Below are 20,243 nucleotides of genomic sequence, written 5' to 3' on the forward strand. Positions count from 1 at the left end.
GAGCACGGCGGCGCGCTTTACGCGCCGTCGGTCAGGCCGGTCAGTTCGCTTTGGAGCAGCGCGAAGTCGACGGGCTTCGCCAGCATGCGCACGTCCGGAATCGGCTCGCCGATTTCGGCGCTGTCGCCATAGCCCGATATCAGCAGCACGCGCATGCCCGGCCACGTGCGCCGCACTTCCCGCGCGAGTTCGGCTCCTGACATGCCGGGCAGGTTCATGTCGCTCAGGAGCGCGTCGAACTTCTCCCGCGCCACGACGGCGAGCGCCTCTTCCGCGCTTGCCACGGCAGTGCAGTCGAGACCGAGGATCGTCAGCAGATCGTGCATTGCTTCGCGCGAGTCGGTTTCATCCTCGACGAGCAGGACCGAATGCACGCCCGCCGCATGCGCCGACGACCGCGCCAGGACCGCGCCGGATTTTTTGTCCGCTTCGGCGCGCGTTTGAACGTCGCCTTGCGGACCGCGATCGAGCGCCGCGCGGATCTTGCGCGCGAGATCGTCACGCCGATACGGCTTGTTCAGGAGCGTCACGCCGCGATCGAGCTTGCCCTGATGGAAGATCACGTCGCGCGTATAGCCCGAGGCGAACAGCACCGGGATCGGCGGCGTGCGCGCCGCCGCGCGCCGCGCGAGTTCGGCGCTCTTCACTTCGCCCGGCATCACGACGTCGGTGAACAGCAGGTCAACCGGTGTGCCGCCCTCGATGAGCCTCGCCGCCTCGTCGCCGTTCGCCGCCGTCAGCACGTCGTAGCCGAGTTCAGTCAAGAGCTCGACGGCGGTGATCCGCACATCGGCATCGTCCTCGACGACCAGCACCGTTTCGTGCGCCCCGAGCGGCACGCCGCTCGTATCGGCGGCTTCGGGCGTCTCGTCCTCGTCGCAGCGCGGGAAATACAGACACACGGTCGTGCCACGGCCCGGCGCGCTCTCGATGGCGGTGTGCCCGCCGCTCTGCTTGACGAAGCCGAACACCATGCTGAGGCCGAGGCCCGTGCCGCGGCCATCGGGCTTGGTGGTGAAGAACGGTTCGAACGCGTGTTCCAGCACCTCGGGCGCCATGCCCGCTCCGGTATCGGACACGGAAAAGCGCAAATAATCGCCGCGCGGCAGTTCGTCGGACTCGCGACAACACGCCTGGCCCGTCTCCTTCTGCGCACCGATGACGACATTGGTCGCCGTCAGCGTCAGCGTGCCTTCGCCGTGCATCGCGTCGCGCGCGTTGATGGCGAGATTGAGCAGCGCATTTTCTAGCTGATTGCGATCGACGAGCACGTTCCACGGCGCGCCGTCGCTATGCGTCTCCACGGCGACCGTCTCGCCCAGCACGCGATGCAGCATTTCCTTCATGCCCGCGAGCAGCCGCGCCGGATTGACCACCGCCGGCGAAAGCGGCTGGCGCCGCGCGAACGCGAGCAGTTGCGAGGCGAGCCGCGCGCCGCGCTGCACGGCGTCGGTCGCGGCGGAAATCCGGCGTTGCGTGGCGGCGTCGTTGCCAGCGCTCGTCGCGAGCATTTGCAGATTGCCGCTGATGACCTGCAGCACATTGTTGAAATCGTGCGCGACGCCGCCCGTCAGGCTGCCGATCGCTTCCATCTTCTGCGCCTGGCGCAACTGCGCCTCGGCTGCCGCGCGCGCGGCGACCGCATCGGCGACGCGTTGCTCCAGCGTGCCCGTCAAGTGGCGCAACGCTTCCTCGGCGATCTTGCGCTCGTGGATATCGATCAGCACGCCCGGATAGCGGCTGGGCGCACCCGTTTCGTCGAATTCGCAGCGTCCGTTCGCCTGCACCCAACCGTAGCTGCCGTCGGGCCGCCGGATGCGGTATTCGGCGTTGAGCGGCTGGCGCGTGACGAGCGTCTCGTGCGCCGTGCATTCGATCCGCTTGCGGTCGTCGGGATGAATCGCCTGGTTCGCGATCTCGCGCGGCAGGCCGCGCGCGGCTTCGTCCACGTCGACGCCGAAGGTGCGCGCAAAGCGCTCATCGCCCGTGACCGTGTCAGCGGCGATGTCCCAGACCCAGGTGCCGAGCACCGCGCCGGTGTTGAGCGCCAGTTGCAGGCGTTCGTCGGTCGCGCGGAAAGCGGCTTCGGCGGTCTCGCGGTGCCGCTCGGAGAGGATCCGCCCGGTCGTTTCCACGACGACCGCGAGGACACCGGCCGGCGCGCCGTCGTCGCCGGGAACGGGGCTGTAGTACAGATCCATCCACACCTCTTCCGGCCGGCCGTTGCGCAGCAGCACGAGCGCCTTGTCGCGATACGTGAGCGTGCCGCCCGCGAGGCAGGTATCCACGACGTTGCGGTTGAAACTCGCGACCTCCGGCCAGCCAAGCTCGACCGGCGAGCCGAGCAAATAGGGATGCCGGCCGCCCGCGAAGCCCGCGTAGGCGTCGTTGTAGATCATGTAGCCCTGGCGCCCCCACAACATGACGAGCGGCACCGGCGAGGCCAGAAGCAGTTGCACGGCGGTCGCGAGCGCGCGCGACCAGGATTCGATCGGACCGAGTTCGGTCTGCGACCACTCGAACGTCCTGATGCGTCCGGCCATCTCGCCCTTCCACCCCGGGCAGCCGTGATCCTCAATCAAAAAGGGCATGTAACGTTCTCTCCGCCCATTCGAACGATGGGGCTTCTATTGGTATTGTCGGTTTGTCGTTTTGGCCGGCGCTCGCGCCTCGTGCCAATTTTATGCCATCAGACTTTGACAAGACTTAGCGCCGTAGGCCGCCGCTCAGCGCGCCGCCGCTTTCACGATGATCTGCGACTGCGTGTCGCGCTCGATCCTTTTCAAAAGCGCGAGCGCGGCCTCGAAATCGGCGGGCGAGCACACCTGCTTGCCGAAATCCGCGCGCAGGCGGCGCGTCACCTGAATCACGTTGGAGGACGGATCGAACAAATAGCGCGAGCGGTAATCGAAGAAACGGCCCGCGACATCCGCGCCGTCCGGTATCTCGACCACCCGCACGTCTTTCGGCAGCGCGATCTGCGACACCTCGTCGAAGTCGCCGCCGACGCACACGTAGGGCTGCTCGCGCGTGCGCTCGGAAAGCCAGTTGCGGACCTGCGTCGCGATGCCGCCCGAGAGGCTCGACAGCGCCGGGAGCGCCGTCGTGCCGGTCGGCCAGACGACTTCGTCGAGCGAGCCGTCGATGGTCGTGACGAACGGGCCGCCGGTCGCATCGACGTCGCTCGTCGTAAGCGTCGCGCTGCCGCGCAGGCCGGTCGCGCGCAGCCGGTCGGCCGCGATCAGCTCGCGGCGCTGGGCGCTCGCCGCGCGCAGGTTCGAGCGCTCCATCTCCGCGCTCCAGCCCGCGTCCCGCACCCAGTACGACAGCGCCGCCGTGCCGCCAGCCGCGACGTCCACTTGCAGGCGCGCGTCGCGCGAAAGCGGCTGCACGGCAGGCGTGCGGGCGAGCGTGCCGGAATCGACGAGCAGCGTCGGGCGATCCATGTCGGTGAGCGGCAGATAGCCGAATTCGACGCTCGCCGCGGTCGCGTCGGCGTAGAGGTTCAGGTCCGGCAGCCAGGTGATGACGTGATTGATCGCGCCGGAACCGTAGCCCGGCACCGCCGGCAATGTGTAGACGGAACCGAGCGCGATGAGCGCCGGCTCGCTGCGGATGCCGACTGCCGAAAGCAACGCGCCATAGAGCGCGACGTGGTCCTTGCAGTCGCCGTAGCGGTTCGCGAGGACGTCGGCGGCGCGGTGCGGCACCGCCGGACTCTGGCCGATGAAGAGCGCCACGTAGCGGACGTTGCGGCGTACCCAGTCGTAGAGCGTCCTCGCGCGGGCGCGATCGTCGGTATCGTTCAGCGTGAGGGAGCGCGCGAGATCGCGGATCGCGGGCGCGTCGGCCGTCGGATCGGCCGCTGGGTCGCGGTAGCTCGCGGCGAACGCGGCGTAGTCGGGAAAGGTCGAGACCATCAGCCGGTCGCCGTACTGCGCGTAGCCCACCGAGCCGCTTTCGACGCGCTCGAAGCGCTCGCGGCTGTAGTCGAACTGGTAGCGCGTGCGGCCATTCTCGGTGACGGGCGGCCGGGCGACGTAACCGCGCGCATCGGCGTAGAGGGTTTTGCCGGCAGGCAGGTCGAAGATCAGCTTCTGGCTTTGCACCGGGCGGCGTCCCGGTTCGACGAAGTAATTGAACTGTCCCGCGACGACGGCCGCGGACTGGCTCTTGTGAAAGCGCAGATAGACGCTCGACCCGGTGCCGACGCCCGGATAGATCACGGCGCGCAGCTTCGCGTCCTGGAAAGTGGGCGCACCCGCCGAGCGCGGCTCCTGGATGTCGCGGATCTGGTCGGGCATCACGGCGTGGCGCACGCCGTTCATGTCGATCGCATAGGCGTCGACGATATCGACCTTCGACACGCTCTTGTCGAACCAGACGTAGCGCTGCGCGATTTCGTCGATGCCGGCGGGCGTGTTCGCGCGCAGGACGGTTTCGTCGTCTTCGGTGAGCGAGCCGTCCTCCGCCACGACGAAGACGTGCACGTCGCTCACGACCGTCGACGGCTCTTGCGGCCCGGACACCGCCGCTGCCGGCAACGCCCCGCCCGCCGCCAGCATGCATGCGAACGCGATACGCCGCGCGAAATGGTGTGAAGGGTGATGCATGGCTCGCCGGTCCTTGCGTCGCACGCTCAAGGGGACGAGCCATCGTACCGTAGTTCATGCGGGGGCGCGGGGACGCCTGCCGTAGCGCACGCGCCGCCAGCATCGACCGTGTTTCGTCTGCTTTATTTCGACACTTTCGCTGCAACCGCGTCTTTCTTATTTTCCTGGCTTGAAACGTCTTCGGCGGGAATCTCCGTCACGCTCACTTCGACTTCGAGACCGCGAAACGCGCCGGGCGTGCCGTTCCACGTGCCCCAGAGCGGTAACGCCTGATAGTGGTTCCACGCAACCGCCACGCGTATCAGATGGCGATTGCCGATGATGCTGTTGGTCGGATCGAAGTCCACCCAGCCCGCACCGGGCAAATAGATCTGAAGCCATGCGTGGGTCGCGCCGCCGCCCTGCGTCGTCGAATGGTCCGGCACGAAGATATAGCCGCTCACGAAACGCGCCGCGAGCCCCAGCGACCGCACCGCATCCATCATCAGCACCGCGAAGTCGCGGCAACTGCCGCTCTTGTGACGCAGCGTGTCGGCCGGACGGTTCACACCCTTCTCCGTGCGGCGCACATACTTGAAGTCGTTGGCGATGCCGAGTGTCATCGCGCGCAGCATCGAGAGTGTGCCGGTCGCCGTTCCCGACGAAAGGAACTGGCGCGCCCACGTGCTCACGTCTTCGTCCGGATGTTGGCGATTGCGCGCGTTGACGAGATCGGACGCCTCTTCGTTCGTGTAGGCGAAGGGGTACGTCGCGGCATAGCGCTCGAGCGCGTAGTCGGGCTGCGGCGCCTCGTAGTGTTCCAGCGTGACGTGGCTTTCGAAGATCAGCTCGGGCGCTTCGCCGGCGAACGTCGCCACGGCGACGGAATTGTCGAACACGTCGTGCAGCCAGTGAAGATGCGCGGGCGTCGGCGTGATGTGCAGGTGCGTCGTGACGAGTCGCAGATCGTGGCTCGATCTCGGCCGGAACATCATGCGATGCTCGCCGAACTCGACCGGCTCCGAGTAGCGATACGCGCTCAGGTGCCGCACGACGAAGCGTTGCGGATCGGTCGCCTTGATCATTTCGCGACCGTGGCTAAAAAGGCAGAGGGAACAAGCGGCTCGCCAGCCGAGACTTCCGGCATGGCGCCTGAGGGTCGTAAGGTCAAGATTCGTCTCCCGTGGGCTCTCGGTGTCGGGATCACTGTAGCCCTTTCGCGCGGCGGGCGCAGGATTGCCACGCGTAGATGTCACCGGCGAGCGGTTGAAGGGAGTCACCAGGCAGCATCTGGACAATGCGAAAAGGCACGGTCGTACCGACCAGCGCCTGCTGTCGAAATAGCGCATCATTTCTCCCAAGCGCCTGTGATGCGCGACCCAGACCGCTTGCAAGCATTCGATCCCGCGTCGCTTCAGCCTCGTCACGATGACTTTATCCAAGCACGATCGCCGTGCCTTTCTGCGTTTCACGACCCAGGCCGCCTTCGCGCTGCCGCTCACGCACGTCGCTCGCGCCCAGACGCCCGACACTCACACCATGCTCAAGCGTCGGATTGCATCGACGGGCGAGGCGCTTCCCGTCGTCGGCTGCGGTACATGGCGCACGTTCGACGTCGGCGGCGACGCCAGCGCCCGCGCGGGTCTCGCCGACGTGCTGCGTGTGCTGTTCGAAGCGGGCGGGTCCGTGATCGATTCGTCGCCGATGTACGGCTCTTCCGAGGAAGTCGCTGGCGCGCTGCTCACGCAACTCGATGCTCATCGCAAGGCGTTCGTCGCGACCAAGGTGTGGACGCAGGGACGCGAAGCGGGCATCGCGCAGATGGAGCAGTCGATGCGGCGGCTGCAGCAACCTCGCATCGACCTGATGCAGATCCACAATCTGCTCGATTGGCGCACCCAGCTCGCGACCTTGCGCGACTGGAAAGCCAGCGGCCGCATTCGCTACATCGGCATCACGCATTACACGTCGAGTGCGTTCGGCGATGTCGAAGCGGTATTGCGCTCGGAGAAGCTCGACTTCGTGCAGACCAACTACGCAGCCGACGACCGCGAGGCCGAGCGGCGCATCCTGCCGCTCGCGGCCGAACGCGGCGTCGCCGTGATCGTCAACCAGCCGTTCGGCGGCGGCGGACTGCTCGGGCGGCTCAAGGGCCGTCCATTGCCATCGTTCGCACAGGACATCGGCTGCGGAAGTTGGGCGCAGTTGCTGCTCAAGTTCGTGCTGGCGAATCCCGCCGTCACCTGCGTGATTCCGGGCACGGGCCGTCGCGAGCACATGCTCGACAACGTGCAGGCGGGCTTCGGCGCCTATCCCGACACCGCGCTGCGCAAACGCATCGTCGAAGCGGTTGCCGGTTGAGCCGGTGGTCGCGGCTCGCGCCGGGAATAAGCGTTGCTGCTCGAATGCGACCCTCGTCGACCCACGAAGGAGGAGATGACATGAGCGACGACTACGATCTGGAGCGCTTCGTCGATGCGCAGCGCACGGCCTACGACGACGCCCGCAGCGAATTGCAGGCAGGAAGAAAGCGCACGCACTGGATGTGGTTCATGTTCCCGCAGATCGCGGGCCTCGGACATAGCGCGATGGCGCAGCATTACGCGATTTCGTCACTTGCCGAAGCCGAAGCGTACCTCGCGCATCCGGTGCTCGGCGCGCGCTTGCGCGAACTCACGCGCATCGTGAACGACGTGCGTGAGCGCACGGTCGATCAAATCTTCGGCTACCCCGACGACATGAAATTCCATTCGTCGATGACACTCTTCGCGCAATGCTCGACCGATACAGCCGAGTTCGACGAAGCGCTCAACAAATACTTCGGCGGCAAGCCCGATACTGGGACGCTCGACCGGCTGAGATAAACCCCTCACATTCACGAAGGGAAAGCACATGACAACCGCCTTCAAGGTACGCGATCACGTCACCTGGAACACGCCGCAAGGCGAGACGACGGGCCACATCGTGCGCGTCATCACGGAGCGCACGACCGTCGCCGGCCATACCGTCGACGCGTCCGCTTCCGAGCCGCACTATGAAGTGGAGAGCGAAAAGAGCGGCAAGCACGCGGTGCATAAAGGAAGCGCGCTCAAGCGTCGCGCGGGGTGACGACGTACCGAACGCCTCGTCGCCTTGCTCGATCTCGGTGCATGACGCCATATCTGCAAAGCGCACGCGAATCCGTCAAACTGCTAGCGCGCTCTCTCGCGCGTTCCGGATTCACTGCTCTTTCAACCTAAAGGAAATGGACACATGAAATCGAGAATCCTCGCTTTACTGATCGCGTCCTCCGCGATGGGCCTGGCGTCCTCCTCCGCATTCGCGCAGGTCGCAGGAGCACAGCCGCTCGGCGTGTCCGTCGAAGTATCGACGGCCATCGTGGAAGGCTGGAGCGTCAAGAAGTCCATTCTGAACAAACCGGTCGTGAACGACGAAGGCGCGCGCGTCGGCGTGGTGCACGACATCATCGTGGCGCCCGATCGCTCGGTGTCGTTCGCGATCATCGCGGCCAACCAGTTCCTCGGCGTCTCGCATCATGACGTGGCGATCCCGGTCGAGCAGCTCGACTTCGTCGGTGGCAAGCTGGTGCTCGCAGGCGCGACGAAGGCCGCGATCAAGGCGTTGCCGGAGTTCCAGTACACGAAAGTGAAAGCAGCACCCGTGCCGCGCGCCCAGTTCGAGCATCACTGACAAGCCCGGCCCATGAAGCGATGGCTCGACGGGTCATCGCTTCATGCAGCGATTTGATTAGCTATGCAACCAGATAAGCGCTTCGTTGCCGCGTTTGCGGACCGCAAGCCGGAGACATGGAGTTTCGCGGATGTTCAATGCACTGTTGCTCGAAAAAGAGGACGACCGCACGAAGGCGTCGGTCCAGTCCATCGACGAAGCGCGTCTGTCCGATGGCGACGTGCTCGTGAGCGTCGCGTATTCCACGCTCAACTACAAGGACGCGCTCGCGATCACGGGCAAGGTCCCGGTCGTGCGTACATTTCCGATGGTGCCGGGTATCGATTTCGCGGGCGTCGTCGAGGAAAGTTCGCATGCGGAATTCAAACCCGGCGACAGCGTCGTGCTCAACGGCTGGGGCGCCGGCGAAACGCACTGGGGCGGCCTTGCGCAGAAGGCGCGCGTGTCAGGCGATCATCTGATTCCGCTGCCCGAAGGCCTCACCGCGCGCCAGGCGATGGCGGTCGGCACCGCGGGCTACACCGCGATGCTGTGCGCGCAGGCGCTCGAACGCCACGGCGTCGCGCCGGGTGACGGCGACGTGCTCGTGACGGGCGCGAACGGCGGCGTCGGCAGCTTCGCCATCGCGATACTCGCGCGACGCGGCTATCGCGTCGTGGCATCGACGGGGCGCAGTTCCGAGGAAGCGCGTCTGCGCGAACTCGGCGCGGCCGACGTGATCGACCGCTCGACGCTGTCGGCGCCCGGCAAGCCGCTGCAAAAGGAGCGCTGGGCGGCGGCGGTCGATTGCGTCGGCAGCCACACGCTCGCGAACGTGTGCGCGAGCCTGCATTACGGCGGCGCGGTGGCGGCGTGTGGACTCGCTCAGGGCATGGATCTGCCGGCGACGGTCGCGCCGTTCATCCTGCGCGGCGTGGCGCTGCTCGGCGTGGACAGCGTGTATGTGCCGCGCGAGCGGCGGCTCCGCGCGTGGGCCAGCATCGCGAGCGAAGTGCCGGTGCAAACCATCGAGCAGGTCGCAGGGGAAATCGCGCTCGGCGAAGCAGTCGATGTCGCGAACCGCCTGTTGCAGGGCGAAGTGAAAGGCCGCGTGATCGTCGATGTGAATCGATGAACCCGCACGCGCCGCCATGAGCATGGCGGCGCGTTCGCGTCAGAACGTGCTCCAGCCGTCGTTACCGCTCGCCGCCGGGCGCAGCGACGGCGCGCGGACGTGCTTCGCGGCAACCGGCGGCGTCGAGGCCGCGCGCGCGGGCGCAGCGTGAGACGAACCCTGCGACGACCCGGCGAGAACGAAAAACGCCACGGTCTCGTTCAACTGGCGGCCCTGTTCGTCGAGCGCGTGCGAGGCGGCCGCCGCCTCTTCCACGAGCGCCGCGTTCTGCTGCGTCACCTGGTCCATCTGCGCGATGGCCTGATTCACCTGCTCGATGCCGCGTCCCTGTTCGTCGGATGCCGCCGCGATCTCCTGCATGATGTCGGTCACGCGCGCGACCGCTTGCGTGACTTCCGCCATCGTCTTGCCCGCGTCCTCGGCGAGCGTCGAGCCGTCCTGCACCTTTTCCACCGAGTTCGCGATCAGGTCCTTGATCTCCTTCGCCGCCGTCGACGAGCGCTGCGCGAGGCTGCGCACTTCGCTTGCGACCACGGCAAAGCCGCGTCCCTGCTCGCCCGCCCGCGCCGCCTCGACGGCCGCGTTCAACGCGAGGATGTTGGTCTGGAACGCGATGCCTTCGATGATCCCGGTGATGTCCGCGATCTTCGACGAGCTTTCGCTGATGCCATGCATCGTGTCGACCACGCGCCCGACCACTTCGCTGCCCTTCTTCGCCACCGCCGACGCGTTGAGCGCGAGCGTGCTCGCCTGCTGGGCGTTCTCGGTGTTCTGCTTCACGGTCGACGTGAGTTCTTCCATGCTCGCGGCGGTTTGCTCGAGCGAAGCGGCCTGTTCCTCGGTGCGCTGGCTGAGGTCGGTGTTGCCCGTCGCGATTTCCTTTGCCGCGCCGCCGATGGCGCCGCTGCTGTCGCGTACGCGGCCGACGGTCTCGGTCAAGCGGTCGTTCATTTCGCGCAGCGCGTACATCAGCGCGCCGACTTCGTCCTTCGAATCCACGACGATCGTGCTGCGCAGGTCGCCGCGTGCCACCGTGCGGGCGATGTCGACCGCGACGCCGATCGGCCGCGTGACCGAACGCGTGATCGACACGCCGGCCACGACCGCGAGCAGCACCGCAAACACCGACAGCGAAAACAGCACGTCGCGCCGCGTCTCGTAGGCGCGCTGATAGTCGTTCACGATCGCTTCGCGGCGTTCGCGCGTGTAGCTGGCGTAGGCATCCGTCGCCTTCACGAGCGTGGCGAGGAGCGGGCGGCACTCGTCGTCCATTTTCGCGATCGCCTCTTCGCGGTTGCCGGCGAGCGCGAGGCCGGCGATGTTGGTCGCAACCGGACCATAAAGCCCTTCCACACGATCCATCTCCGCCACGAGGCTGCGCGCCTTTTCGCTCGTGTCCGTGGCGGCGGCGATCATGTCCTTCAACTGCTTGAGCTTTGCTTTCACGTCGTCGTGGGCGCGCAGAACCTCGGCTTTCTCGAGCTCGACGTCCGCGGGCGTCTTCACCAGCACCAGATTGCGCGCGGCGATCGCGCGACGGTCCACCGCGGCACGCAACTGATCTGCGACGTCGGCGCGCGCGTTGATGCCGTTCACGTAGTGCGAGAATCCGTCGGTGGCGGTGCCGAGCGCGCTCAGCGACATGCCCGCGATCAAAAGGACGAGCACCGCCATGACGCCGAAGCCCGCGATGAGCTTGTTCTTGATTGTGATGTTCTTCAGACCCACGTTTCTCTCCGTGTCCATTGGGACGAAGGCACCTATCCGTCGGCCGAAAAGGCCGGCTGTCGATGTCCGACCGGGTGCCGCGGCCCTGCGGTCCGATCCGGTGCTCTTATTGGGATATAACGACACCGATCCAAATGTCTGAAGGGAGGGTGGACACACCATATCGCATCGTTTGCGGACACGCGATGCGGGGTGCTATCTTTCCTGGCGTTCCTTTGTCCACCCTAAACGACACTGTCCAGCATGCCGCAACTCGACTACCGCCTGCCCGAATTCGATGCCGCACTCGCGGCGCTGCCCGCCACGCCGACAGGCAACATCGCCGGCGACGAACCGTACTGGAGCGCGGTGCGCGCGCTCTACCGCCAGTCGGACGCGCTCGTCAATCTGGAGAACGGCTTCTGGGGCGCGATGGCAGAGCCGGTGAAGGCGATGTTTCTGCACTGGACAGAACGCGTCAACTTCGAAACCACACTGCTCGTGCGGCAGCACTGGCCGCAAATCATGGATGGCGTGCGCGCCAAGGTGGCGCAAGCGATGGGCTGCGGGATCGACGAAATCGAGCTCACGCGCAACGCGACCGAAGCGCTGCTCGCGCTCGTCAGCGGCTATAACCGGCTCGAACCCGGCGATACCGTGCTCTACAGCGACCTCGACTACCCGTGCGGCCGCGACGCGATGGAGTGGCTGCGCGAGCGCCGGGGCGTCACGCCCGTGCGCCTGACGATTCCCGAGCCCGCCACGCGCGAAAATGTCCTCGACACTTACACGGCCGCGCTGCGCGCGCATCCGCGCACGCGGCTCGTGTTGCTCTCGCATGTGTGCTTCGCGACGGGTCTGGTGATGCCGGTGCGCGACATCGCCGCGATGGCCGAGGCGGCGGGCGCCGGCGTGATCGTCGATGCGGCGCATTCGTGGGGCATGCTCGACTTCGACGTGCCGGATCTCGGCGCGCCGTTCGCGGCGCTGAACCTGCACAAGTGGATCGGCGCGCCGCTCGGTTGCGGCGCGGTGTACATCCGGCGCGGCAGTCTTGATGCGATCGACCCCTATCTCGGCGACCGCACCTGGCCCGCCAGCGACATCCGCTCGCGCGTGCATACCGGGTCGCCGAATTTCGCGGCTTGGCTGACCGTGCCCGCCGCGCTGGATTTGCACGGGAAAATCGGCGCGCGTGCGAAAGAGGCGCGCCTGCGCGCGCTGAGGAACGCGTGGGCCGAGCCCGCACGCGCCTTGCCTGGCGTGCAGATCATGACGCCCGCCGATCCCTCGATGACTGCGGGCATTACGTCGTTCCGGCTGCACGGACGCACGTCGAAGGCGGACAACGAGAGAATCGTCGCGGCGCTGCGCGAGCGTTTCGGCGTGTTCACCGTGGCGCGTCCCGGGCCTGACGCCGGCGAAGTCGTGCGCGTCACGCCCGGCATTTTCACGCGCATGCAGGACGTCGAGCGCCTGCTCGAAGGTCTTTCAGTGCTGGCGCGCGAGGGCTAGCGCGCCAGTTCGCGCGCGTCCAGCCGCTCGATCAGCGCGCCGAGCGCCGCCGCGCAGGGCTGTTCCGCTTTCACCGCGAAGAGCGCATCGGCGCGGGTGCGGCCGATGTTGATCGCCGCGATCGGCTTGCCCGCGCGATGCGCCCACTCGGCGAAGCGATACCCCGAATACACCATCAGCGACGACCCGAGCACGAGCATCGCGTCGGCGGCTTCGAGCGCGCGGGCGGCGTCGTCGACGACGGCGCGCGGCACGCTCTCGCCGAAAAACACGACATCGGGCTTCAGCACGCCGCCGCAAAGCGGGCAGGCGGGCACGTCGAACGCGGCGAAATCGAGGTCTTCGATTTGCGCATCGCCGTCCGGCACCGCGGGCGCGGTGAGGCCCGCGAACGCCGGATTGGCCGCCTCCAGCATGCGCTGCACCGCCGCCCGCGGATGTTGCGCGCCGCAGTCGAGGCAACGCACGCGCCCGATATTGCCGTGCAGTTCGATGACATCGGCATTGCCCGCGCGCGTGTGCAGTCCGTCGACGTTCTGCGTCACGAGCCGCGCAACCCGCCCGCGCGACGCCAGCGCGCGCACCGCGTGATGCGCCGCGTTCGGCTCGGCGTCCGCGACCACCGGCCAGCCGATCAGGCTGCGCGCCCAGTAGCGGCGCCGGGCGTGATCGGAATGAAGGAATTCCTGCAGCAGGATCGGCGAACGGCCGGTGCGCTGGCCTTCGCGGTCGCGGTAACACGGAATGCCGGAATCCGTACTGATGCCCGCGCCGGAAAGCACGAAAAGACGCGGATGCCGCGCGACAAAATCGAAAAGATCGTTCACTGCCGGGTCCTCTGCTTTGCGACTCGTTGCAATATATGACGAAGCCACGCGTCGCGCTTGGCCGCCCTACCGGCCTTACCAATTTGATTTACAGCACAACTGGCTTGACCAAATCGCGCGAGATCGCTAGATTAGGCGTCGCCCCACATTATTCCGAGACAAAACATGCTGACTGTGATTTGCGAAACGCCCGGCCTGCTGCGCGCCGAACAACGCGACAAGCCGCAACGCGGCGGGAACGAAGTGCTGCTGCGCGTGAAGCGTGTCGGCGTCTGCGGCACCGATCTGCACATCTTCACCGGCAACCAGCCGTATCTCGCCTATCCGCGCGTGATGGGGCATGAACTGTCCGGCGTGATCGAGGAAGCCGATCCGAAAAGCGGACTCCAGGCCGGCGACCCGGTCTACGTGATGCCGTACCTGTCGTGCGGCAAATGCATCGCGTGCCGGCAGGGCAAGACGAACTGCTGCGTGAACATCCAGGTGCTCGGCGTGCATCGCGACGGCGCGTTCACCGAATATCTCACGCTGCCCGCGCAGTTCGTCCACAAGGCCGACGGCGTCTCGCTGGACGAAGCCGCGATGATCGAATTCCTCGCGATCGGCGCGCACGCCGTGCGCCGCGCCGACGTGCAGGCGGGCCAGCGCGTGCTGGTCGTGGGAACGGGGCCGATCGGCATGGCGGCGCTCACGTTCGCCCGCCTGCGCGGCGCGACCGTCACCGCGCTCGACACGCGTGAGGACCGGCTGGCGTTCTGCCGCCGCGAACTGAAGGCGCACGCGACCGTGCAGATCGGCGATGGCGACAAGGACGAACTCTCGCGCCTCACCGACGGCGAATTCTTCGACGTCGTCTTCGACGCCACCGGCAACGCGCGCGCAATGGAGCGCGGCTTCGAATTCATCGCGCACGGCGGCAAATACGTGCTGGTGTCGATCGTGCCGGAGCGCATTTCGTTCGCCGATCCGGAGTTTCACAAGCGCGAGGCGACGCTGATCGCGAGCCGCAACGCGACGCCGGAAGACTTCGAAACCGTGCTCGCCGCGATGCGCGCGGGCGAAGTGCCGAGTGCCGCGCTCAACACGCACCGGCTGCAACTCGCCGACGTCCCCGCCGAATTCTCCGGCCTGCTCGATCCGAAGGCGGGCGTCGTGAAGGCGATCGTCGAGTGCTGAGGCGCGGCCGCGCGTCGCGCTAAGGCGCCGCTTCCGGGTACTGCGGGCGTCCTTGCGCGTCGTGCCACGGTTCGCGGTGCTTCGTCCAGATTTCGTAGGTCGGCGGATAGAGGCCGACTTCGTCGAAGAGCCCGGTCGGGATTTCGACTTCGGGCACGCCGTCGAACGCGAGATACACCGGCGACCCGCAGATCGCGCAGTGATGCCGCCGGCCCGTCGCCGAACTCGACCACGCGCGCGTCTCGCCGGCGAACTGCGCGGCGTCGCGCGCGAAGATCGCATAGACGCCGAACGGCGCGCCGTGAATCTTCCTGCACGTCATGCAGTGGCACAGGTTCACTTCGAGCGGCGCCGCGCTCACCCGGATGCGCACGGCGCCGCATGCGCAGCCGCCTTCGTGAATGGTTTGCTGGCGGGTCGGTTCGTCCATTCTCTTGCTCCTTTGCCTGCTCATTCTGCTGACGGATGCTCGTGTTCAGGGGCGCGCGAGCATCGTTTCCGATGATTGCACGCGTGCGCATGCAACGGCATCTTCTACATTCATCGCCGACGAAATTTTTGTTCGGAATCCGTGACATGTCTGGCCGGCGCGGCGATCGTCGCGGGCGCCAAACTTGCTAGCAGCAGAGATTGCAGCGGCGCAGTCCCGTCGCCCTGCACGGCCTGCGCCGAGCGGTGCGCGCAACGCGCACTGACAAAAATCCGGGACTCGCACCACCGGAGACTCGCATGGACCCGCTGCAATCAACCGACCTTGCCGGCCAAGGCAAACGTCTCCGCACGCGCGGACGCTGGAGAAACCTCTGGTTGCAGGGGCTCGTCGCGATCTGTTGCGCGGCTTGCGGCGGGGGCGGCGGCGACGGCAGCACGACGACAGCAGGCACGTCGGGAACGGGAACGGCTTCTGGTTCAGGCTCGGGATCCGCTTCGGGATCGGGTTCCGGAACGACTTCGGGCACCGGCAGCGGCAGCGGCAGCGCCACGGGCGCGGGCACAAGCACGGGCACCGGCTCCGGCACGTCGACGCCTCCCGTCGCCAGCGCGAAGACGTTTCCCACCGACGTCCTGATGCATCACAACGACCTCGCCCGCACGGGGCAGATGCTGGCCGAGACGATTCTCACGCCGTCGAATGTGAATGCCGCAAGTTTCGGCAAACTGCGCACTCTGCCCGCGGACGGCAAGGTCGATGCCCAGCCGCTTTACGTCACGAATCTGACGATTGGCACGGTGGCACACAACGTCGTCTACGTCGCGACGGAGCACGGCAGCCTCTACGCCTACGACGCCGACACCGGCGCGCAACTCTGGAAAACCTCGCTGCTCGGCGCCGGCGAAACATCGACGACCACGGGCTGCCAGGACTTCACGCCGGAAATCGGCATCACCTCGACGCCAGTCATCGACCGTTCGCGCGGCCCGAATGGCGCGCTCTACGCCGTCGCGATGAGCACGGACGCAAGCGGCGGCATCCATCACCGTCTGCACGCGATCGACCTCGCGACGGGCGCCGAACTCTTCGGCGGCCCTGCCGAGATCGCGGCGAGCTATCCCGGCAACGGCAGCAACAGCGTGAACGGCGTGATCCGCTTCGATCCGGCGCTGCACACCGAACGCGCCGCGCTCACGCTCGTCAACGGGCATGTCTACATGGGCTGGACGGCGCACTGCATGAGCGGCCCGTACACGGGCTGGGTCATGTCCTACAACGCCGACACGCTTGCGCAGTCGGGCGTCCTCAACGTGACGGCGAACGGCTCGCAGGGCTCGATCTGGATGGCGGGATCGGGTATGGCGTCGGACGGCGGGTCGATCTGGTTCATCGACGGCAACGGCAGCTTCACGCCGACGCTCGATGCACGCGGCTTTCCGGTCGACGGCAATCTCGGCAACACGTTCATGAAGATGTCGCTCGCGCCGAACCTCGCGATCACCGACTACTTCGCGACGATGAACAACGTCACGCAGGCGGCCAACGACGAGGACTTCGGTTCCGGCGGCCCGCTCCTCCTGCCGGATCAGACGCTCGCGGACGGCACCGTGAAACGGCTGGCGGTCGGCGCGGGCAAGGACAACAAGATCTACGTCGTCGACCGCGATTCGATGGGCAAGTACAACCCCGGCGCGAACGGCAACTGGCAGACGCTCACCGGCACGCTCGCGGGCGGCATCTGGGGGTCGTCGGCGTATTACAACGGCGTCGTCTACTACGGCGGGCTGAACGACAGCCTGAAGGCGCTGCCCTTGTCGAACGCGCGGCTCGCGACCAGCGCCGCCAGCCACAGCGCCACCACGTTCCCGTATCCCGGCACGACGCCGGCGGTTTCCGCGAACGGCGCAACGAACGGCATCGTGTGGGCGCTGGAAAACGGCGCGGTCGGCGCGCTGCACGCCTACGACGCGTCCAATCTCGGGCGCGAACTCTACAACAGCAATCAGGCGGGCGCGCGCGACCAGTGGGGACCGGGCAACAAGTTCATCACGCCGATGATCGCGCAAGGCAAGGTGTTCGTCGGCACGCAGACGGGCGTCGCGGTGTTCGGGCTCCTGCCGTAAGCGGCGCGGCGCTCACGCCCGCACGATGGACACGCCCGCCGCCGCGAGCGGGTCGGTGAGCGCGGCAGGCGTGTTGCGCTCGACCACGATGGTGCTCGCCATCGCGATCTCGCCGATCTTGTACTGCGACGCCGCGTTGATCTTGTCCGACGAAGCCAGCACGACCGTTTCGGCGGCATGAGCGGCGAGTGCGCGCTTCATGTAAGCCTCTTCGAGATCGCCGGTGGAAAAGCCGGCGCTGGCGTGCACGCCCGTCACGCCCATGAAGAAGAGATCGGCGCGAATGTGCGAGAGCGCTTCGAGCGCCGCCGCGCCGACCGTCACGATCGAATGCTTGAAGAGCCGTCCGCCGATCACCACGACCTCGATCGACGGGTGATCGACCAGTTCCACCGCGATGCTCGGGCTATGGGTGACGACGGTCGCGCGCAGCGTAAGCGGCAAGTAGCGCGCGAGCTGCACGCAGGTCGTCCCGCCGTCGACGATCACGACCTGCCCTTCCCCGACCATTTCCGCCGCCGCTTTCGCGACGGCGCGCTTCGCCTCCGATTCGATGGATTGGCGCTGCGCGAAATCGGCCGTCGCGGGCGATGCCGGCAGTGCGCCGCCGTGTACGCGCTGCAATAGCCCCTCGCCCGCCATCTCGCGCAGATCGCGCCGCACGGTGTCTTCCGAGACGGCGAATGCCTCGGCGAGCGCTTTCGCCAGCACTTGGCCGTCGCGCGCGAGCGCTTCGAGGATCGCTTTTTTTCTCTGTGTGGTCAGCATCGGCATCCGTCCGCGTGCATGCGCGCATGCACGAAATTGCTTGTTTTTACACGAAACTGCACGATACCATGCGGAGGTGCTTTTCCACAGTGGAGCCCGTGAATGTCGACACCGACCGCAGAGCGAGTACGCATCATCGAAAGCGAGATTCTTTCCGACGACTGGTATGTGCTCAAGAAAACGACCTTCGACTTTCTGCGCCGCGACAACGTCTGGCAACGGCAGAGCCGTGAAACCTACGATCGCGGCAACGGCGCGACCATCCTGCTCTTCGATCCGCTTCGCGAGACGGTCGTCCTGACGCGGCAGTTCCGGCTGCCAGCGTTCGTCAACGGACACGACGGCATGCTGATCGAAACGCCTGCGGGCTTGCTCGACGCGGCATCGCCCGAAGAGCGCATCCGCGCGGAACTGGAGGAAGAGACGGGTTATCGCGTGCGCGACGTGGAGAAGGTCTTCGAGGCGTTCATGAGCCCCGGTTCGGTGACCGAAAAGCTGTATTTCTTCGTCGCCCATTACGATTCGGCGTCGCGGATTGCGCAAGGCGGCGGCGTGGCATCCGAGGGAGAGGACATCGAAGTGATCGAACCGACGCTCGATCAGGCGATCGGCATGATTGGGCGCGGCGAGATCGTCGACGGCAAGACCATCATGCTGCTGCATTATCTTGCGTTGGAGCGCGCGAGAGGATGAAACGCGCGGACCGGGCTGGCCCGGTCCGCGCGCATCGGGCGAGACGCGGCGCTCAGCGCACGAAGTAGCCCTTGCCCTGCATGCAGTCGCCGTAAGCGCGCCAGTAGCGCGCCATCGGCGGCTCGGGCGGCGGCAGCGGCGGCATCTTCATCTCGGCGTAGGCGGCATCCGATGCGCCGCTCGCGCCGGCCGCCGACGCTGCGGCAGGACCGGACGCGGCAGCGGGCATCGACGCACCCGCGACCATTGCCGCCGATGCGCCGCTCGCCGGCATCGCGGCGCTGGCGGACATCGGCGCCGATGCAGCGGAAGCGGCAACCGCACCGGATGCAATCGGCGGCAGCGGCGGCTCGACGGGCCGCGGCGGCACGAGCGGGCGTGCTTCGCGCGGCTGGTCGCGTGGCGCGGTCTGCGGCTCGCGCGCCATGACGACGCGTGTGTTCTGGTTGGCGTAGGCGTAGCAGGCGGCGTTATCGACGGCCTGCTGGCCTGCGCTCTGGCTGCGGCCGGGCAAAGTCAGCGGCTGCTGCGCGAGCGCGACGCCGCTGGCGGCGAGCAGTGCGATTCCGGCAAAGGTGGACAGTCTCATTGGCGTGCGAACCCCGAAGCGGTGTTTTGTAATCGTAGCGGCGGTGGTCGGCAGATGGCGGCTCGGCTTGTCGTTCGAGCCCCCTTTGTTCGCCGCCCGGCCTGCAGTCAAGGATACCGTTCCTGCGTGGCATGCCACGCCAGAAGCACCGGCTTCTTCCGCCATTTTCGTGCATTCCGGCTGCATGAGACGGCCGCCCGCATGAATCGCCGCACGCCGACTGTTCGCCGCGACACGCACGACAACCGCCGTCAGCGATCAGCCGCGGCAGTCGACCCACGCGTGTGCCCAGCGGCACGAATGGACAATCGCGTCCTGTTCGTCGTCGAAACAATCGAGGACGTGGAACTGGTAGCGCGTCGCCTCGCCCGTGCCGTCGCGGCGTTCGAGCAGGAGGTCGGATGAGAACGATCCGTCGGGCAGACGATGTGCCGACGGCAGTACTTTGTAGCCGTTGTAGTTATGAATATTCGAGTTTTGCATGATGGTGCGAGCGCACGCTGGGGGTCGCGGCAAAGCATGCCGGCCACAGGCGCAACGCTGGATTTAAAGCTTGAATGACCGCTGAAAGACGCGACAAAAACGCGCGAGAAAAACGCTGGGATCTGCTGAAGGGGCGCTGCGATGGTGTGCCGCTTGGGCGGCAACCTTGGCGGGAGCTAAGAGACTCCGCGAGGTTCAGCTACAGTCGCGGACCGATGATTCGATCCGCGACGAGCGTTGTATCTACTACTTACAGCGCGTGATTACAGCGGCGTGATGTTCGACGCTTGCAGACCCTTCGGGCCTTGCTTGGTTTCGAAGCTGACCTTCTGGTTTTCCGCGAGGGTCTTGAAGCCTTCGCTTCGGATCTCGGAGAAATGCGCGAAAAGGTCGTCACCGCCCTTGTCCGGGGTGATGAAGCCGAAGCCCTTGCTGTCGTTGAACCACTTGACGGTACCGGTATCCATGAGAATTCCTTGAGTAAAAAAATTAAAACCATCCCGAACGGGACGAGAGAAGCATCAAGGAAGGGA

General features: G+C 66.4%; 19 protein-coding genes. 9 read left to right on the top strand and 10 right to left on the bottom strand.

All coding sequences use genetic code 11. The features are described from left to right. Positions 1-17: 17 nt before the first annotated feature. The 3 genes from QCE48_RS20585 to QCE48_RS20595 all read right to left on the bottom strand — a co-directional run bounded on the left by QCE48_RS20585 (position 18) and on the right by QCE48_RS20595 (position 5,677). Positions 18-2,591, bottom strand: coding sequence for a response regulator (locus QCE48_RS20585; protein ID WP_309794295.1), 2,574 nt, complete (start codon positions 2,589-2,591; stop codon positions 18-20). A 135-nt stretch (positions 2,592-2,726) separates the two neighbouring features. Continuing rightward, positions 2,727-4,565, bottom strand: a complete 1,839-nt coding sequence (locus tag QCE48_RS20590; protein ID WP_309785031.1) for a DUF3857 and transglutaminase domain-containing protein — start codon at positions 4,563-4,565, stop codon at positions 2,727-2,729. Positions 4,566-4,735: 170 nt separating this feature from the next. Next, positions 4,736-5,677, bottom strand: coding sequence for a transglutaminase family protein (locus QCE48_RS20595; protein ID WP_309783811.1), 942 nt, complete (start codon positions 5,675-5,677; stop codon positions 4,736-4,738). Between the two features lie 343 nt (positions 5,678-6,020). Between QCE48_RS20595 and QCE48_RS20600 the strand changes: the two genes are divergently transcribed. The 5 genes from QCE48_RS20600 (at position 6,021) to QCE48_RS20620 (ending at position 9,396) form a co-directional block, all read left to right on the top strand. Beyond that, the gene (locus tag QCE48_RS20600) at positions 6,021-6,953 is read left to right on the top strand and encodes an aldo/keto reductase (RefSeq protein WP_309783813.1); all 933 of its coding nucleotides are present in this window, start codon (positions 6,021-6,023) and stop codon (positions 6,951-6,953) included. An 80-nt stretch (positions 6,954-7,033) separates the two neighbouring features. Beyond that, complete coding sequence (locus tag QCE48_RS20605; protein ID WP_309783815.1) at positions 7,034-7,456, top strand: DUF1810 domain-containing protein; 423 nt, start codon at positions 7,034-7,036, stop codon at positions 7,454-7,456. Between the two features lie 28 nt (positions 7,457-7,484). Then, positions 7,485-7,700 carry a DUF2945 domain-containing protein gene (locus tag QCE48_RS20610; RefSeq protein WP_309783817.1) on the top strand — a complete coding sequence of 72 codons (216 nt, stop codon included), beginning with the start codon at positions 7,485-7,487 and terminating at the stop codon, positions 7,698-7,700. 144 nt (positions 7,701-7,844) lie between these two features. Beyond that, positions 7,845-8,282, top strand: a complete 438-nt coding sequence (locus QCE48_RS20615; RefSeq protein WP_309783819.1) for a PRC-barrel domain-containing protein — start codon at positions 7,845-7,847, stop codon at positions 8,280-8,282. Positions 8,283-8,412: 130 nt separating this feature from the next. Then, complete coding sequence (locus tag QCE48_RS20620; protein WP_309783820.1) at positions 8,413-9,396, top strand: MDR family oxidoreductase; 984 nt, start codon at positions 8,413-8,415, stop codon at positions 9,394-9,396. A gap of 39 nt (positions 9,397-9,435) precedes the next feature. Here QCE48_RS20620 and QCE48_RS20625 read toward each other — a convergent pair whose 3' ends face one another. Further along, positions 9,436-11,070, bottom strand: coding sequence for a methyl-accepting chemotaxis protein (locus tag QCE48_RS20625; RefSeq protein WP_404982618.1), 1,635 nt, complete (start codon positions 11,068-11,070; stop codon positions 9,436-9,438). A gap of 297 nt (positions 11,071-11,367) precedes the next feature. Here QCE48_RS20625 and QCE48_RS20630 point away from each other — a divergent pair, with 297 nt between their 5' ends. Continuing rightward, positions 11,368-12,618 (top strand): aminotransferase class V-fold PLP-dependent enzyme, encoded by a 1,251-nt coding sequence (locus QCE48_RS20630; protein ID WP_309783822.1) that lies wholly within the window; start codon positions 11,368-11,370, stop codon positions 12,616-12,618. Here QCE48_RS20630 and QCE48_RS20635 read toward each other — a convergent pair. Beyond that, entirely contained in the window at positions 12,615-13,493 is an 879-nt protein-coding gene (locus QCE48_RS20635; protein WP_309783823.1) for an NAD-dependent protein deacetylase, read from the bottom strand. The genes QCE48_RS20630 and QCE48_RS20635 overlap by 4 nt on opposite strands. A 117-nt stretch (positions 13,494-13,610) precedes the next feature. Here QCE48_RS20635 and QCE48_RS20640 point away from each other — a divergent pair, with 117 nt between their 5' ends. Continuing rightward, complete coding sequence (locus QCE48_RS20640) at positions 13,611-14,621, top strand: zinc-binding alcohol dehydrogenase family protein (RefSeq protein WP_309783824.1); 1,011 nt, start codon at positions 13,611-13,613, stop codon at positions 14,619-14,621. Positions 14,622-14,640: 19 nt separating this feature from the next. On the opposite strand, the gene QCE48_RS20645 is transcribed toward QCE48_RS20640, so the two are convergent. Beyond that, on the bottom strand, positions 14,641-15,051 hold the full coding sequence (locus QCE48_RS20645; protein ID WP_309783826.1) for a GFA family protein: 411 nt from the start codon (positions 15,049-15,051) through the stop codon (positions 14,641-14,643). A gap of 299 nt (positions 15,052-15,350) precedes the next feature. Between QCE48_RS20645 and QCE48_RS20650 the strand changes: the two genes are divergently transcribed. Then, positions 15,351-17,177: a PQQ-binding-like beta-propeller repeat protein gene (locus QCE48_RS20650; protein WP_309783827.1), complete on the top strand. Its 1,827-nt coding sequence runs from the start codon at positions 15,351-15,353 to the stop codon at positions 17,175-17,177. A 12-nt stretch (positions 17,178-17,189) separates the two neighbouring features. On the opposite strand, the gene QCE48_RS20655 is transcribed toward QCE48_RS20650, so the two are convergent. Then, complete coding sequence (locus tag QCE48_RS20655) at positions 17,190-17,945, bottom strand: DeoR/GlpR family DNA-binding transcription regulator (RefSeq protein WP_309783830.1); 756 nt, start codon at positions 17,943-17,945, stop codon at positions 17,190-17,192. 102 nt (positions 17,946-18,047) lie between these two features. Here QCE48_RS20655 and QCE48_RS20660 point away from each other — a divergent pair, with 102 nt between their 5' ends. Then, positions 18,048-18,638, top strand: coding sequence for an NUDIX domain-containing protein (locus QCE48_RS20660; protein WP_309783831.1), 591 nt, complete (start codon positions 18,048-18,050; stop codon positions 18,636-18,638). Between the two features lie 52 nt (positions 18,639-18,690). On the opposite strand, the gene QCE48_RS20665 is transcribed toward QCE48_RS20660, so the two are convergent. The 3 genes from QCE48_RS20665 to QCE48_RS20675 form a co-directional block, all read right to left on the bottom strand. Then, the gene (locus QCE48_RS20665; RefSeq protein WP_309783832.1) at positions 18,691-19,227 is read right to left on the bottom strand and encodes a hypothetical protein; all 537 of its coding nucleotides are present in this window, start codon (positions 19,225-19,227) and stop codon (positions 18,691-18,693) included. A 258-nt stretch (positions 19,228-19,485) separates the two neighbouring features. Beyond that, positions 19,486-19,710 carry a hypothetical protein gene (locus QCE48_RS20670; protein WP_309783834.1) on the bottom strand — a complete coding sequence of 75 codons (225 nt, stop codon included), beginning with the start codon at positions 19,708-19,710 and terminating at the stop codon, positions 19,486-19,488. Between the two features lie 263 nt (positions 19,711-19,973). Then, positions 19,974-20,177 carry a cold-shock protein gene (locus tag QCE48_RS20675; RefSeq protein ID WP_062633897.1) on the bottom strand — a complete coding sequence of 68 codons (204 nt, stop codon included), beginning with the start codon at positions 20,175-20,177 and terminating at the stop codon, positions 19,974-19,976. Positions 20,178-20,243: the final 66 nt, after the last annotated feature.

The sequence above is a fragment of the Caballeronia sp. LZ024 genome (assembly GCF_031451455.1).
Taxonomy (GTDB): Bacteria; Pseudomonadota; Gammaproteobacteria; order Burkholderiales; family Burkholderiaceae; genus Caballeronia; species Caballeronia telluris.

What these genes read in the sequence shown, in the direction of transcription:
- QCE48_RS20585 (WP_309794295.1), bottom strand. Translation starts at nt 2,591, where the DNA reads ATGCCCTTTTTGATTGAGGATCACGGCTGCCCGGGGTGGAAGGGCGAG.
- QCE48_RS20590 (WP_309785031.1), bottom strand. Translation starts at nt 4,565, where the DNA reads ATGCTGGCGGCGGGCGGGGCGTTGCCGGCAGCGGCGGTGTCCGGGCCG.
- QCE48_RS20595 (WP_309783811.1), bottom strand. Translation starts at nt 5,677, where the DNA reads ATGATCAAGGCGACCGATCCGCAACGCTTCGTCGTGCGGCACCTGAGC.
- QCE48_RS20600 (WP_309783813.1), top strand. Translation starts at nt 6,021, where the DNA reads ATGACTTTATCCAAGCACGATCGCCGTGCCTTTCTGCGTTTCACGACC.
- QCE48_RS20605 (WP_309783815.1), top strand. Translation starts at nt 7,034, where the DNA reads ATGAGCGACGACTACGATCTGGAGCGCTTCGTCGATGCGCAGCGCACG.
- QCE48_RS20610 (WP_309783817.1), top strand. Translation starts at nt 7,485, where the DNA reads ATGACAACCGCCTTCAAGGTACGCGATCACGTCACCTGGAACACGCCG.
- QCE48_RS20615 (WP_309783819.1), top strand. Translation starts at nt 7,845, where the DNA reads ATGAAATCGAGAATCCTCGCTTTACTGATCGCGTCCTCCGCGATGGGC.
- QCE48_RS20620 (WP_309783820.1), top strand. Translation starts at nt 8,413, where the DNA reads ATGTTCAATGCACTGTTGCTCGAAAAAGAGGACGACCGCACGAAGGCG.
- QCE48_RS20625 (WP_404982618.1), bottom strand. Translation starts at nt 11,070, where the DNA reads ATGGCGGTGCTCGTCCTTTTGATCGCGGGCATGTCGCTGAGCGCGCTC.
- QCE48_RS20630 (WP_309783822.1), top strand. Translation starts at nt 11,368, where the DNA reads ATGCCGCAACTCGACTACCGCCTGCCCGAATTCGATGCCGCACTCGCG.
- QCE48_RS20640 (WP_309783824.1), top strand. Translation starts at nt 13,611, where the DNA reads ATGCTGACTGTGATTTGCGAAACGCCCGGCCTGCTGCGCGCCGAACAA.
- QCE48_RS20645 (WP_309783826.1), bottom strand. Translation starts at nt 15,051, where the DNA reads ATGGACGAACCGACCCGCCAGCAAACCATTCACGAAGGCGGCTGCGCA.
- QCE48_RS20650 (WP_309783827.1), top strand. Translation starts at nt 15,351, where the DNA reads ATGGACCCGCTGCAATCAACCGACCTTGCCGGCCAAGGCAAACGTCTC.
- QCE48_RS20655 (WP_309783830.1), bottom strand. Translation starts at nt 17,945, where the DNA reads ATGCTGACCACACAGAGAAAAAAAGCGATCCTCGAAGCGCTCGCGCGC.
- QCE48_RS20660 (WP_309783831.1), top strand. Translation starts at nt 18,048, where the DNA reads ATGTCGACACCGACCGCAGAGCGAGTACGCATCATCGAAAGCGAGATT.
- QCE48_RS20665 (WP_309783832.1), bottom strand. Translation starts at nt 19,227, where the DNA reads ATGAGACTGTCCACCTTTGCCGGAATCGCACTGCTCGCCGCCAGCGGC.
- QCE48_RS20670 (WP_309783834.1), bottom strand. Translation starts at nt 19,710, where the DNA reads ATGCAAAACTCGAATATTCATAACTACAACGGCTACAAAGTACTGCCG.
- QCE48_RS20675 (WP_062633897.1), bottom strand. Translation starts at nt 20,177, where the DNA reads ATGGATACCGGTACCGTCAAGTGGTTCAACGACAGCAAGGGCTTCGGC.